This is a genomic window from Actinosynnema sp. NPDC020468 (assembly GCF_040642015.1).
Lineage (GTDB): Bacteria > Actinomycetota > Actinomycetes > Mycobacteriales > Pseudonocardiaceae > Actinosynnema.
In genome coordinates this window covers 1-13,419 of the sequence record NZ_JBFAEO010000005.1, presented here as the reverse complement: position 1 = coordinate 13,419, position 13,419 = coordinate 1, and the positions used below count along the sequence as shown (strand labels likewise).

General features: G+C 71.5%; 15 protein-coding genes. 5 read left to right on the top strand and 10 right to left on the bottom strand.

Annotation, left to right across the window (positions count from 1 at the left end):
- Positions 1-2: 2 nt before the first annotated feature.
- The 4 genes from purL to AB0G50_RS05910 form a co-directional block, all read right to left on the bottom strand.
- Positions 3-2,264 carry a phosphoribosylformylglycinamidine synthase subunit PurL gene (gene purL / locus AB0G50_RS05925; RefSeq protein ID WP_360102758.1) on the bottom strand — a complete coding sequence of 754 codons (2,262 nt, stop codon included), beginning with the start codon at positions 2,262-2,264 and terminating at the stop codon, positions 3-5.
- Positions 2,261-2,932: a phosphoribosylformylglycinamidine synthase subunit PurQ gene (purQ, locus tag AB0G50_RS05920; RefSeq protein ID WP_360102756.1), complete on the bottom strand. Its 672-nt coding sequence runs from the start codon at positions 2,930-2,932 to the stop codon at positions 2,261-2,263. Before purQ ends, purL begins: the two co-directional genes overlap by 4 nt.
- Positions 2,929-3,168, bottom strand: a complete 240-nt coding sequence (gene purS, locus AB0G50_RS05915) for a phosphoribosylformylglycinamidine synthase subunit PurS (protein WP_360102754.1) — start codon at positions 3,166-3,168, stop codon at positions 2,929-2,931. Before purS ends, purQ begins: the two co-directional genes overlap by 4 nt.
- 228 nt (positions 3,169-3,396) lie before the next feature.
- A complete protein-coding gene (locus tag AB0G50_RS05910; RefSeq protein WP_360102752.1) occupies positions 3,397-3,936 on the bottom strand; it encodes a hypothetical protein in 540 nt (179 codons plus the stop codon).
- Positions 3,937-4,190: 254 nt separating this feature from the next.
- Here AB0G50_RS05910 and AB0G50_RS05905 point away from each other — a divergent pair, with 254 nt between their 5' ends.
- Together AB0G50_RS05905 and AB0G50_RS05900 are read left to right on the top strand one after the other, a co-directional pair.
- Positions 4,191-5,171 carry an NAD-dependent epimerase/dehydratase family protein gene (locus AB0G50_RS05905; protein ID WP_360102750.1) on the top strand — a complete coding sequence of 327 codons (981 nt, stop codon included), beginning with the start codon at positions 4,191-4,193 and terminating at the stop codon, positions 5,169-5,171.
- A gap of 9 nt (positions 5,172-5,180) precedes the next feature.
- Positions 5,181-5,792: an MBL fold metallo-hydrolase gene (locus AB0G50_RS05900; protein WP_360102748.1), complete on the top strand. Its 612-nt coding sequence runs from the start codon at positions 5,181-5,183 to the stop codon at positions 5,790-5,792.
- On the opposite strand, the gene AB0G50_RS05895 is transcribed toward AB0G50_RS05900, so the two are convergent.
- Positions 5,714-6,433, bottom strand: a complete 720-nt coding sequence (locus AB0G50_RS05895) for a DUF2334 domain-containing protein (RefSeq protein WP_360102746.1) — start codon at positions 6,431-6,433, stop codon at positions 5,714-5,716. The two genes, AB0G50_RS05900 and AB0G50_RS05895, sit on opposite strands and share 79 nt — an antisense overlap.
- Before the next feature lie 72 nt (positions 6,434-6,505).
- Entirely contained in the window at positions 6,506-7,390 is an 885-nt protein-coding gene (locus tag AB0G50_RS05890; RefSeq protein WP_360102744.1) for a phosphoribosylaminoimidazolesuccinocarboxamide synthase, read from the bottom strand.
- A gap of 63 nt (positions 7,391-7,453) precedes the next feature.
- Here AB0G50_RS05890 and AB0G50_RS05885 point away from each other — a divergent pair, with 63 nt between their 5' ends.
- Genes AB0G50_RS05885 through AB0G50_RS05875 form a run of 3 tightly spaced genes read left to right on the top strand, consistent with a single transcriptional unit; the run spans position 7,454 to position 9,899 of the window.
- Positions 7,454-8,311, top strand: a complete 858-nt coding sequence (locus AB0G50_RS05885; RefSeq protein ID WP_360102742.1) for an ABC transporter substrate-binding protein — start codon at positions 7,454-7,456, stop codon at positions 8,309-8,311.
- Complete coding sequence (locus tag AB0G50_RS05880) at positions 8,308-9,153, top strand: amino acid ABC transporter permease (protein ID WP_360102740.1); 846 nt, start codon at positions 8,308-8,310, stop codon at positions 9,151-9,153. The genes AB0G50_RS05885 and AB0G50_RS05880 overlap by 4 nt, the downstream gene beginning before the upstream one ends.
- Positions 9,153-9,899 (top strand): amino acid ABC transporter ATP-binding protein, encoded by a 747-nt coding sequence (locus AB0G50_RS05875; RefSeq protein ID WP_360102738.1) that lies wholly within the window; start codon positions 9,153-9,155, stop codon positions 9,897-9,899. The genes AB0G50_RS05880 and AB0G50_RS05875 overlap by 1 nt, the downstream gene beginning before the upstream one ends.
- Positions 9,900-9,943: 44 nt before the next feature.
- Here the strand turns inward: AB0G50_RS05875 and purB are convergent, their stop codons facing one another.
- From purB to AB0G50_RS05855, 4 genes are read right to left on the bottom strand one after another with little or no spacing between them, the layout of a single operon-like run.
- Positions 9,944-11,374, bottom strand: a complete 1,431-nt coding sequence (purB, locus tag AB0G50_RS05870; protein WP_360102736.1) for an adenylosuccinate lyase — start codon at positions 11,372-11,374, stop codon at positions 9,944-9,946.
- A 16-nt stretch (positions 11,375-11,390) separates the two neighbouring features.
- A complete protein-coding gene (locus tag AB0G50_RS05865) occupies positions 11,391-12,137 on the bottom strand; it encodes a hypothetical protein (RefSeq protein WP_360102734.1) in 747 nt (248 codons plus the stop codon).
- On the bottom strand, positions 12,134-12,655 hold the full coding sequence (locus AB0G50_RS05860; protein ID WP_360102732.1) for a SigE family RNA polymerase sigma factor: 522 nt from the start codon (positions 12,653-12,655) through the stop codon (positions 12,134-12,136). The genes AB0G50_RS05865 and AB0G50_RS05860 overlap by 4 nt, the downstream gene beginning before the upstream one ends.
- A 39-nt stretch (positions 12,656-12,694) precedes the next feature.
- Positions 12,695-13,273, bottom strand: a complete 579-nt coding sequence (locus AB0G50_RS05855; RefSeq protein WP_360102730.1) for a TetR family transcriptional regulator C-terminal domain-containing protein — start codon at positions 13,271-13,273, stop codon at positions 12,695-12,697.
- Between the last annotated feature and the right edge of the window lie 146 nt (positions 13,274-13,419).

Here is a 13,419-nt window from a genome sequence, read left to right as displayed (position 1 = left end):
GCTCAGTCGAACAGCGCGGGGAGGGTGCCCTCCCAGGCTTCCCGCAGCTCGGCCAGGCCCAGTTCGCCCAGGTCCTGGATCTCCAGGGCCCGCGACTCCGGGTCCACCACGCCGACCTTGCGCCACGGCAGACCGCGCGCGGTGCACATGTCGGTGAACCGCAGTTCCTCGGTGCGCGGCACGGCGACGAGCACCCGGCCGGCGGACTCGCTGAACAGCTCGGTGAACAGGTCGCCCTCCAGGAAGATCCGGGCGCCGACCTCGCCGATCAGGCACGTCTCGACCAGCGCCTGGGCCAGGCCACCCTCGGCCAGGTCGTGCGCGGCCGACAGCATGCCGTCGCGCGAACCCGCCACCAGCACCTCGCCCAGCAGCTTCTCGCGGGCCAGGTCCACCTTCGGCGGCAGACCGCCCAGGTGGCCGTGCACCACGTGCGCCCACTCCGAGCCGCCGAACTCCTCGTGCGTCTCGCCGAGCAGCAGCAGGGTTTCCCCCGCCTCCGCGCCGATGCCGGTGGGCGTGCGGCGGCGGACGTCGTCGATCACGCCCAGCACGCCCACGACCGGCGTCGGCAGGATCGCCGTGGAACCGGTCTGGTTGTAGAAGCTGACGTTGCCGCCGGTCACCGGGATGCCCAGCTCGACGCAGCCGTCCGCGAGGCCCTTCACGGCCTGCTCGAACTGCCACATCACGCCCGGATCCTCCGGCGAGCCGAAGTTCAGGCAGTTGGTGACCGCGACCGGGGTCGCGCCCGTGGTGGCCACGTTCCGGTACGCCTCGGCCAGCGCCAGCTGCGCGCCCGCGTACGGGTCGAGCTTGGCGTAGCGGCCGTTGCAGTCGGTGGACAGCGCCACGCCGCGGTTGGTCGACTCGTCGATGCGGATCATGCCCGAGTCGGCCGGCTGCGCGAGGACCGTGCCGCCGCGCACGTAGCGGTCGTACTGCTGGGTGACCCAGCGCTTGGACGCCAGGTTCGGCGACGCGGCCTGCGAGGTGATCAGGGCGAGCAGCTCGTCACGCGCCGGGCGCGGCAGGTCGTTCGCGCTGTCCGCCTGAAGGGCGTCCTGGTCGGCCGGGCGCTCGATCGGGCGCTGGTAGACCGGACCCTCGTGCGCGACGGTGCGCGGCGGGACGTCCACCACGACCTCGTCGTGCCACGTGATGACCAGCCGGTCGCCCTCGGTGACCTCGCCGATCTCGGTCGCGATGACGTCCCACTTGGCGCACACGGCCATGAACGCGTCCACGTCCTCGGGACGCACGACCGCGCACATGCGCTCCTGCGACTCGCTGGACAGCACCTCGGCCGGCGTCATGCCGGTGGCGCGCAGCGGGACCCGGTCCAGCCACACGTGCATGCCGCCGTCGCCGGCGCTGGCCAGCTCGCTGGTGGCGCAGGACAGGCCCGCGCCGCCGAGGTCCTGGATGCCGACCACGATGCGCCTCTGGAAGAGCTCCAGCGAGCACTCGATCAGCACCTTCTCGGTGAACGGGTCGCCCACCTGCACGCTCGGCAGCTTCTTGCGCTTGCCGGCCGTGTCGTCGAAGGTCTCGCTGGCCAGCACGCTGACGCCGCCGATGCCGTCGAGGCCGGTGCGCGCGCCGTACAGGATGACCTTGTTGCCCGCGCCGGACGCGTGCGCCAAGTGCAGGTCCTCGACCCGCATCGAGCCCACGCACAGGGCGTTGACCAGCGGGTTGCCCGCGTAGGTCGCGTCGAACACGACCTCGCCGCCGATGTTGGGCAGGCCCAGGCAGTTGCCGTAGCCGCCGACGCCCGCCACGATGCCCGGCAGCACGCGCCGGGTGTCGGGCGCGTCGGCCGGACCGAACCGCAGCGGGTCCATCACCGCGAGCGGGCGGGCGCCCATGGCGAGGATGTCGCGCACGATGCCGCCGACGCCGGTCGCCGCGCCCTGGTAGGGCTCGACGTAGCTCGGGTGGTTGTGGCTCTCCGCCTTGAACGTGATGGCCCAGCCGTCGCCGATGTCCACGACGCCCGCGTTCTCGCCGATGCCCGCGAGCATCTTCTCGCGCATCTCGTCGGTCGTGGTGTCGCCGAAGTACTTCAGGTGCACCTTGGACGACTTGTAGGAGCAGTGCTCGCTCCACATGACCGAGTACATGGCCAGCTCGGCATCCGTCGGCCGGCGGCCGAGGATCTCCTTGATGCGGGCGTACTCGTCGTCCTTGAGGCCCAGCTCCTTGTACGGCTGGTCCTGCTCGGGCGAGTTCTTCGCGTTGTCGACCGTGTCCACGCTCATGCCTTGACCACCGAGTCCAGCAGGGAGAAGAACATGCCGAGACCGTCGTCCGTCGGACCGGTCAGCGCGTCGATCGCGTGCTCGGGGTGCGGCATGAGGCCCACCACCCGGCCGTTCGCGCTGGCGATCCCCGCGATGTCGTTGCGGCTGCCGTTCGGGTTCTCGCCGACGTACCGGAAGACCACCCGGCCCTCGCCCTCGAGTTCCCTCAGGGTCTCCTCGTTCGCCTGGTAGCCGCCCTCGCCGGACTTGAGCGGCACGAGGATCTCGGCGTCCCGCTCGTAGCGGGTGGTCCAGGCGGTCGAGTTGTTCTCGACCTTGAGCCACTGGTCGCGGCACACGAAGTGCAGCTTGTGGTTGCGCACCAGGGCGCCGGGCAGCAGGTGCGCCTCGGCGAGGATCTGGAAGCCGTTGCAGATGCCGAGGACCGGCATACCCTTCTTCGCGGCCTCCACGACCTCCTGCATCACCGGCGCGAACCGCGCGATGGCGCCGCAGCGGAGGTAGTCGCCGTAGGAGAACCCACCGGGCACGATGACGGCGTCGACGCCCTTGAGGTCGTGGTCGCCGTGCCAGAGCGGGACGGCCTCCCCGTCGGCGTACCGGACGGCACGCGCGGCGTCGACGTCGTCCAGGGTGCCGGGGAAGGTGATGACACCGACCCTCATGCCTCGACCCGCCTCACGACCCAGTCCTCGATGACGGGGTTGGCGAGGAATGTCTCGGCGATCTTGGCGAGCGTGGCGTCGTCGACGTCGTCGGCGACCTCCAGCTCGAAGTGCTTGCCCTGGCGGACGGAGGTGATGCCCTCGAACCCGAGACGGGGCAGCGCGTTGGCCACCGCCTGTCCTTGCGGGTCGAGGATTTCGGGCTTCGGCATGACGTCGACGACGACTCGGGCCACGACAGGCTGCTCCAAGGTAGGAGGGCTGGCGGTACTGCCGAAGCCTACCTGACCTGGGTGTTCATCAAGTTCACCGGTGTCGGGCAGCACACGTTGCCCCCGTTTTCACCCGATCGTGATGCCCGTCTCCACGGCCCGCGCTGCTAACCTGGTCCCAGCTTCGGCCCGTAAGCCGAGGAAGTGAGCGCGGCACCCGTCCGGACGGACGGCGGCCGCGCTTCGCGCTTTCTACGGGTCTTCGAGTCGGACGACAGAACCCACCGCGGGTGCCGTGCGGCGCGTCCAGTCCCCACCGAGCCCGTGGCACCCCAGCACCATGTCGGCGATCCAGAGCAGTGGCTCGCCCGTACTGTCGAAGTGCTCGTGGGACAGCCACGACTCCTTGGCCTGCTTGCCCAGAACACGCCGAATCGTGAGTCGATCGAACTTGTCCCGGCCGGCGCGGCTGTCCAGTACCAATCGGCTCGTGCGGATGTCCAGGAGGTCTTCGACCAAGCGGGCCAGGCACCTCTGCCTCGCCTCCTCCTCCCCCGCTCGGCAACCGGCGCGGTAGATGTCCACCTGCACTCCGAGGTCGACCAATCGCGACAGGATCAACCTGCGCCGCGCGGGCTTCTCCCTGCGGAAGTGGAGTTCCCGCTGCCCTGGGAGCAACAAGCCCTTCAACCGCGTTCGCAGCATGTCGAGATCCTTGACTTGGACGATGGCCGCCGCGAGGAAGTAGGTGTCGTTGCGGCGGGATTCGTCTACGAACGCGTGCACACTCACGTCGGACCATCGGCGGCGTTCGTACCCCGCTCGAAGTAGATCACCCGAACGTGTGTGCGCATCCCCTTCATCGGGTGGGCACACCCGACGTAAGATCGAACCTGCCCGGCCCAGTAGGTCCGGGAAGTGGGCGCGGTTCCCCTCCGGAAGGTCGGCGGCCGCGTTCCGCGCCTGTTCGGGTGGGGTGTCCGGTGTTGTTCGCCGTGGGCGGACGGGGTGGCGGGTAGGGGGTGGTCGGTCGGAGGGTGGGGATCATGCGGATTCTGGTGCTCGGGGGGACGGTGTTCCTCGGGAAGGCCGTTGCCGGCGAGGCGGTTCGGCGGGGGCACGAGGTGGTCTGCGGGGCTCGGGGTGTGTCCGGGGCGGTGGCCGAGGGGGCTCGGCTGGTGGCGGTGGACCGGAACGCGCCCGACGGGCTGGAGCCGTTGTTCGGGTTCGGGGCCGAGGCCGTGGTCGACGTGGCCACGATGTCGGTGGGGTGGGTTCGCGAGGCGTTGCGGGTGTTCGGGCGGGCGGCGCACTGGACGTTCGTGTCCAGTTGCTCGGTGTACGCCGACCACCTGACGCCCGGCTCGTCGGTGACGTTGCCGCCGTTGGAGGACGATCCGGGTGCGCCCGTGTCGCCCGACCGGTACGGGTCGGTGAAGGTGGCCAGCGAGAACGCGGTGCGGGACGAGCGGGAGAGTTCGGCGCTCGTCGTGCGGGCCGGGTTGATCTCCGGGCCGGGTGACACGAGTGATCGCTTCGGGTACTGGCCGAACCGGCTCGCGCGGGGTGGGCGGGTGGCGGTGCCGGACGCGCCGGACCAGGCCGCGCAGCACGTGGACGTCCGCGACCTGGCGGCGTGGGTGGTCGACGCGGCCGAGCAGCGGATCACCGGGACCTACGACGGGGTCGGGCCGCCGAACCCGTTGAGCTTCACGCTGGGCGAGATCGCGGGCGCGGTCGCGCCGCAGGGCACCGAGCTGGTCCGGGTGCCGGTCGAGGTGCTCCGGCGGCACGGGGTGAACCCGTGGAGCGGGCCGAACTCGTTGCCGCTGTGGTTGCCCGACTCGCACCGGGCGCTGATGTTCCGCGACCCCGGTCCGGCGCTCGCCGCCGGGTTGCGCACCCGGCCGACGGCCGACACCGCGCTGGACTCGCTGCACCACGAGCGGGAGCTCGGCGTGGACCGGGCCCGTCGCGCCGGCATCACGGCCGAGGTGGAAGCTGAACTCCTCACCGACCTCGGCTAAGGAGCGACGATGCGGTTCGTCCACTTCGGACATTCGTGCGTGCTGGTGGAGACCGGCGACGCCCGGCTGCTGTTCGACCCCGGCACGTTCTCGACCGGGTTCGAGGCCCTGACCGGCCTGGATGCGATCCTGGTCACCCACCAGCACGTCGACCACCTCGACCAGGACCGGTGGCCCGCGCTGCTCGACGCCAACCCCGGCGCACGGGTCTACGTGGCCGGCGGGCTGGACGGCGCCACCACGCCCGAACCCGGCGAGGTGATCGGGATCGGCGGCACGGTCGTCACCGTGGTCGACGCGCCGCACGAGGTGATCCACCCGACGATCCCGCTGCCCGCGAACGTCGGCTACCTCGTGGACCACGGCGCGTTCTACCACCCGGGCGACTCGCTCTTCGTGCCCGAGCAGCGCGTCGACGTCCTCGGCGTGCCGACAGCCGCGCCGTGGATGAAGCTCTCGGAGGCCGCGGACTTCCTGGCCGCCGTGTCACCGCGGGTGGCGTTCCCGATCCACGAGAAGCTGCTGGCCCGCACCCAGCTGTTCTACGGCGTGCTCGCCGGCACCGCGCCCGAGGGCGTCTCGTTCCGCCCGCTGACCGAGGGCGAGCCCGTCGAGCTGTAGACGCCGGGCACCGCGCCGTGGTGCAGCGCGAGGTCGACGGACTCCAACAGCGCGTCCCGGACCCCGATCCGGTCCAGGTCGGCGGCGTCCACCCCGATCCGCACGAGACCGCCGCGCCGGGCCGCGCGACCGACGCCGAGCAGGAAGTTCCAGTGCTCGCTCACCATGCGCACCCGGCCGGTGGTCACCCCACCGGTGCGCAGGTCGCGCACGCCCGCCATGTCCGCGCACACCGCGAACCGGTGCCGGCGCAGCGCGACCAGCGTGCCGGGCGAGGCCAGCCACGACGGCGGCGCGAACAGGTCCGTGCGCAGGTCGAGCCGGTGCAGCCCGGCCCGCGCGGCGACCAGCCGCAACCCGGCCTCGTGCGCGGGCAGCGCGGAGAACTCGGCGCGTCTGCGCAGCGACACGGACCGGTGGCACGGGTCGGCGCTGTGGTCGAACCCGTGCAGGACGAGGGCGTCACGGGCCGCGACCCGCTTGCGCACCCAGTCCAGCGCCTCGCCGGGCACGGCCTTGCGCGGGGCCAGGAGCAGCGACAACGGCACGTCGCGCCGGTCGAGCTCACGACCGAGGTCGGCGCACCGGGCGAGTGTGGCGGGCCCGATGCCGGACAGCGAAACCACGAGGTGGGCGACCATGCCACCCAGTGCGCCGCACCGGCGTGTCGTCCGCTGAACGAGCAGGTGACACGCCGATGCGGATCGGGCGAATTAACCGAGCCAGTCGTCGAACGACAAACCGGTGATCTTCTCGTAGGCCTCGACGTACCGGCCGCGGGTCGCGGCGACGACGTCGGCGGGCAGGGCGGGCGGCGGGGTGTCCGAGGCGCGGTCCCAGCCGGAGTCCGGCGAGGTCAGCCAGTCGCGCACGTACTGCTTGTCGAACGACGGCTGCACGTGACCCGGCCGGTAGCCCTCGGCGGGCCAGTAGCGCGACGAGTCGGGCGTGAGCACCTCGTCGGCCAGCACGAGCGTGCCGTCCGGCGCGAGGCCGAACTCGAACTTGGTGTCGGCCAGGACCACGCCGCGGCCGCGGGCGTGCTCACGGCCGGCCGCGTACACGGCCAGCGTCGTGTCGCGCACCCGTGCCGCGAGGTCGGGCCCGACCTGCGCCGCGACGCGGTCGAAGCTCACGTTCTCGTCGTGCGCGCCCAGCTCGGCCTTGGTGGCCGGGGTGAAGATCGGCTCGGTCAGCTCGGAGGCCTCGACCAGCCCGGCCGGCAGCGGAACGCCGCACACCGAGCCCGTCGCGCGGTACTCGGCGATGCCGGACCCGGTGAGGTAACCGCGGGCGACGGCCTCGACCGGCACCATCTCCAGCCGGCGCACGAGCAGCGCCCGGCCGCGGACCTCGTCCGGGATGCGCGGGTCGTCCCACGCGACCAGGTGGTTCGGCACCAGGTCGGCGAGCTTCCGGAACCAGAAGACGCTCATCGCGGTCAGCACGCGCCCCTTGTCGGGGATCGCGCTGGACAGGACGTGGTCGAACGCGGAGATCCGGTCCGACGCCACGAACAGCAGAAGCTCGTCGTCCACCTCGTGGATCTGACGGACCTTCCCCTGCGCGATCTGCCGGTAATCAGCGAGCTTGGGCACGACCGGAAGCCTAACCCGTCCCAGTTCATGGGCTGCTCTTCCCACTTGCGGCAAGATTCCCCCATGCGCGCACCTTCCCTGATACTCACCGTGACCGCCGTGGTTCTCGCCGCGGTCGCCTGCGCCCCTGCCGAAGAGGCCAAGCCCACCACCCCCCAGGTGAACGGACTGGCCTGCACGAAGGACAAGCTGACCACCCTGACGGCCGGCAAGATCACCTTCGGCACCGACCAGCCCGCCTACTCACCGTGGTTCGTGGACGACGACCCGACCAACGGCAAGGGCTACGAATCGGCCGTCGCGTACGCGGTGGCGGGTGAGCTGGGGTACGCCAAGGGCGACGTGGTCTGGACCCGGGTGCCGTTCAACGCGGCCATCCAGCCGGGCAAGAAGACCTACGACGCGGACATCAACCAGTTCTCCGTCACCGAGGAACGCCGGCAGGCGGTCGACTTCTCCGCGCCCTACTACGAGGTCGCGCAAACGGTCATCACGCTGAAGTCCTCGAAGGCGGCGTCGGCGAAAACCCTGGCCGACCTGAAGAAGGTCAAGATCGGCGCCCAGGTGGGCACGACGAGCTTCGACGCGGCCAAGCGGTTGCAGACCGAGCAGGACGTGGCCGTGTACAACAACAACGACGACGCGAAGGCCGCGCTGCGGGCGGGCCAGGTGGAAGCCCTGGTGTTCGACCTGCCGACCGCGTTCTACATCACGTCCGCCGAGCTCGAGGACGGCGTGATCCTCGGCCAGGTGCCCGGCGGCGGCGGCAAGCGCGAGCAGTTCGGCATCGTGCTGGACAAGGACAGCCCGTTGACCGGGTGCGTGTCGACGGCGCTGGAAGCGTTGCGCGCCAAGGGAACCCTGAAGGAGCTCGAAGCGCAGTGGCTGGCCGGTCCGGGCAGCGCACCCGAGTTGAAGTGACCGTCGGCGACTCGGCGGTCAGCGGGTTGCAGCGGGAGCGCTTGGCGTACAAGCGCTCCCGCGCGCGGCGGTCGACACTGGTGGCCCTGGCGTCGACCGTCGTGTTCGCGGTGGCGGCGTGGTTCGCGGTCACCGGGTCGCCGGGGTGGCCGCGGGTGCGGAAGTCGTTCTTCGACCCCGCTTCCGCGTGGCGCGCGCTGCCCGCCGTGCTCGAGGGGCTGTGGCTGAACGTCCGGGTGCTGCTGGTGTGCGGCGCGCTGATCCTGGTGCTGGCGCTCGGGGTGGCGGCGCTGCGGACGTTGCGCGAGCCGGTGTGGTTCCCGGTCCGGGCGCTGGCGACCGCGTACGTGGACCTGTTCCGCGGGTTGCCGTTGATCATCACGTTGTACCTGGTCGGGTTCGGGTTGCCCGCGCTGCGGCTGACGGGCGTGCCGAACGACTACGTGGTGTTGGGCGGGTTGGCCCTGGTGCTCACCTACACGGCGTACGTGGCCGAGGTGTTCCGGGCCGGCATCGAGTCGGTGCACCCGTCGCAGGTCGCGGCGGCGCGCTCGCTCGGGTTGGGTCCGCGCCGGACCATGCGGCTGGTCGTGCTGCCGCAGGCGGTGCGGCGGGTGCTGCCGGCGTTGTTGAACGACTTCGTGGCGTTGCAGAAGGACTGCGGGTTGATCTCGGTGCTGGGCGCGGTGGACGCGGTGCGCGCGGCGCAGATCGAGCAGGCGCGTGCGTACAACTTCACCCCGTACGTGGTGGCGGGGTTGCTGTTCGTGCTGCTCGCGGTGCCGTCGGCGCGGTTCGCGGACGCGGTGTCGCGGCGCGCGGCACGTCGGCAGGGTGCCTGATGACGACGGTGCTGAGCGTGCGCGGCGCGGTGAAGCGGTACGGCGCGGCGACGGTGCTCGACGGCGTCGACCTGGACGTGCGCGAGCACGAGGTGGTCGTGCTGATCGGGTCGTCGGGTTCGGGCAAGTCGACGCTGCTGCGGTGCGTGAACCTGTTGGAGGAGTTGGACGACGGGCAGGTGCTGCTCGACGGGGAGGACGTCTCGGACCCCCGGCTCGACCCGGACGTGGCGCGGCGGAGGATGGGCGTGGTCTTCCAGGCCTACAACCTGTTCCCGCACATGACCGTGCTGGACAACATCACCCTCGCGCCGCGCGTGGTGCACGGCGTGCCGCGGGAGCGGGCGGAGGCCCGGGCGCGGGAGCTGCTCGAGCGCGTGGGGCTCGCGGACCGCGCGGCGGCGTACCCGGACCGGTTGTCCGGCGGTCAGCAGCAGCGGGTCGCGATCGCGCGCTCGCTGGCGTACGACCCGAGGTTGCTGCTGCTGGACGAGATCACCAGCGCCCTGGACCCCGAACTCGTGGGTGAGGTGTTGGCGCTGGTCAGGGAACTGGCGACGCAGGGTCGGACCATCCTGATGGCCACCCACGAAATGGGGTTCGCCCGCCAGGTCGCCGACCGCGTGTGCTTCCTCGACGGCGGCCGGCTGATCGAATCGGGTCCCCCGGAGCAGGTCCTGGCCGACCCGACCCACGAGCGGACCCGCCGGTTCCTCCGCCGGATCATCGACGCCGGTCGCCTCTGACGAACCGCGAGTCCCCCGGCACGGAGGACTCGCGGTCGACGTCGTCAGAGGATCGGCGCGGGAGCGTAGGTCGAGGCGGCCGGGTAGGCGGTGAGGAGGTCCTCGACCTGCTTCACGACGGCGGCGACCTGCTGTTCGGCCACGCCGGTGAAGGAGAGGCGGTCGGCGAGGAGCGCGTCGAGGGCGGCGCGGTCCAGCGGGATGCGGGAGTCGGCGGCGAGGCGGTCGAGGAGGTCGTTCTCGGCCAGGCCCTGCTCGCGCATGGCGAGGGCGACCGCGACCGAGTTCTCCTTGATCGCCTCGTGGGCGGTCTCGCGGCCGACGCCCGCGCGGATCGACGCCATCAGGACCTTGGTCGTGCCGAGGAACGGCAGGTAGCGGTCCAGTTCGCGGGCCACCACGGCCGGGTACGCGCCGAACTCGTCCAGCACGGTCAGGAACGTCTCCAGCAGGCCGTCGAACGCGAAGAACGCGTCCGGCAGCGCCACCCGGCGGACCACCGAGCACGACACGTCGCCCTCGTTCCACTGGTCGCCCGCGAGTTCGCCGACCATCGACAGGTAACCCCGGAGGATCACCGCGAAGCCGTTCACCCGCTCGCACGACCGGGTGTTCATCTTGTGCGGCATGGCCGACGAGCCGACCTGGCCGGGCTTGAAGCCCTCGGTGACGAGCTCGTGGCCCGCCATCAGGCGGATCGTCTTGGCCAGCGACGACGGGCCGGCCGCGAGCTGCACGAGCGCGGACACCACGTCGAAGTCCAGCGAACGCGGGTACACCTGGCCGACGCTGGTCAGCACGCGCTCGAACCCGAGGTGCCCGGCGACGGCGCGCTCCAGCTCGGCCAGCTTGTCATGGTCGCCGTCGAGCAGGTCGAGCATGTCCTGGGCGGTGCCGACCGGGCCCTTCACGCCGCGCAACGGGTAGCGGGCGATCAGCTCGTCCAGCCGGCCGAACGCCACCAGAACCTCGTCGGCCGCCGACGCGAACCGCTTGCCCAGCGTGGTCGCCTGCGCCGCCACGTTGTGCGACCGGCCGGCCATGACCAGGTCGGCGTGCTCGGCGGCCAGCCGGGCCAGCCGGGCCAGCACCGCCGCGGTCTTGCCGCGCACGTGCTCCAGCGAGCGCAGCACCTGGAGCTGCTCGACGTTCTCGGTCAGGTCGCGCGAGGTCATGCCCTTGTGCACGTGCTCGTGGCCGGCGAGGGCGTTGAACTCCTCGATCCGCGCCTTCACGTCGTGCCGGGTGACCTTCTCGCGCTCGGCGATCGACGCGAGGTCGACCTGCTCCAGCACCCGCGCGTAGTCCTCGACCGCGCCCGCCGGCACGTCGATGCCCAGCGCCGCCTGCGCCCGCAGCACCGCCAACCAGAGCTGCCGTTCGAGGATGATCTTGTGCTCGGCTGACCACAGGGTGGCCAGCTCCGTGGAGGCGTAGCGACCTGCGAGGACGTTGGCGATGCGGGGCTTGCTCACCCGTCCAGCTTAGTCGTCAGCCCGTCGGCAGCTCCGGGTCGGTGGCCAGCAGCACCAGCTCGTCGGTGGACAGCGGCAGGGACGGGCGCACGTCGCCGCCCTTCGCCGGGTCGTAGTTGTACTCGGTCAACCGGACCACGCCGCCGTCCGCGCGGAAGTGCGCCACGGCGAAGGACCGCATGCCCTCGGCCGGGCCCTGGGTCGCGAACGAGAGCACGCTGCCGTCCGCCCGCGGCTCGTCCGGCAGGCACTTCGCGCCCTGGCAGAACGCGGCCCGGTCGACCCGGGACGCCGGACCGTCGACCTGCACGGTGAGACCGGTGGTGCCGCGGTCGTCCGCGAAGACGACGCTGCCCACCAGCGCGCCGGGCACCCCGGACCTGGCGTCCTGGAACACCACCCGCACGCCCCTGGCCGCGGGCACGACCTGGGGGAACCGGCCCTCGAGGAACTCGGTCAGCTTCGCCGCCACCGCGCCCGGCGCGGGCGCCAGGGTCGACGGGAAGAGGGTGGGCCGCGCCGGGGCGAACGTGGTGCTGGTGACGAGGTTCGCCGCCTCGACCTGGTGCGCCGGTCTGGACAGGCCGGGCAGCACCAGCACCGTGCCGATGATCGCGACCGTCAGCACGCCGACCGACACCAGCGCCGTCCGCTGCCGCCGCGCGTGCTCGGCCTGCGCGATCAACCGGTCGGGGTCGAACTCCAGCGGCGGTTCGCACTCGACGGCGGCCCGCAGCCCTTCCCGCAGCTCGGCCTCGCTCATGACGCCACCACCGCCCCGTTCTCCAACGCCTCGACGGCCGCCCGCAACGCGACCAGCCCCCGCGCCGTCTGGCTCTTGACCGTGCCCTCGGTACACCCCATCGCCACCGCCACCTCCGCCACCGGCAGGTCCTCGAAGTAGCGCAGCACCAGCACGGCGCGCTGCCGTGCCGGCACCCGGAGCAGAGCGGCGTGCACCAGGTCCCGCGCGTAGAGCCGTTCGCTCGGGTCGGACGCGGTGCCGACGACGTCGGGCACCTCCCCGTCCCGCTGCTCGGCCCGCCGCCACGGCCGGCGCTTCTCGTCCAGCCACGTCCGCAGCAGCACCTTGCGCGCGTAGGCGTTCGGCGACTCCTGCGACCGCACCCGGTGCCACACCCGGTAGAGCTTGAGCAGACTGGTCTGCATCAGGTCCTCGGCCATGTGCCAGTCCCCGCAGAACAGGAACGCGGTCCGCCGCAACGCGGCGGCGTTGGCCGACGCGAAGTCGCGGAACCCGTGCTCATGCTCTTCTCGCATGCCGCTCCTCCCTTTCGCTGACTCGTACGCGGGAGGTGGTCAGCGGGGTTGCACGGCTTTGAGCAGCATGCGGCGGGCGACGGCGCGGGGGTCGGGGTCGATCTCGATCAGCGCGTTCACCACGGCCCCGTCGACCAGGGCCACCAACTCCTCGACACGATCGGGGGACGCGGGCTGCCCGAACGCCCGGAAGATGTCGCCGAGCAGCGCGTGCAGCGACGCGGAGAGCCTGCGCATCAACGGCCGAAGGTAAGGACGCCGCCCGGTGGCGACCAACCGCTCGTACCGCAACAACACGGCCTCGGCGTCCGCGGACGGCCCGAGCAGCAGGTCCAACACCAACTCCACGAACCGCTCACGCCCGTGCACCCCGGGCTCCAACTCGGCCAACCGAGCCTTCCCGTACGCCAACTCGGCCCCGGCGTGGTGCTCCAGCCCGGCGATCACCAACTCCTCGAGCGAGTCGAAGTAGTAGGTGGTGGAAGCCAACGGCAACCCCGCCCGCTCCGCAACGGCCCGATGCCGAACGGCGTCGAACCCCCCATCCACAAGAAGCCCCGCCGCCGCCTCGACCAACGCCTGCCGACGACGTTCACCCTTGGGTGTAGCTGCACTCACCCCAAGAATGGTACTGGCGTGCCGAACAAAACCACCAACCGAACCACCACAAGCCCAGAATTACCCACGAACCCACCCACCCACCCACCCCGAAGCGCCGAAGGCGCGCTTGCCTTAACGCCGGGGCCTCGTGTTCTCCCCGTATG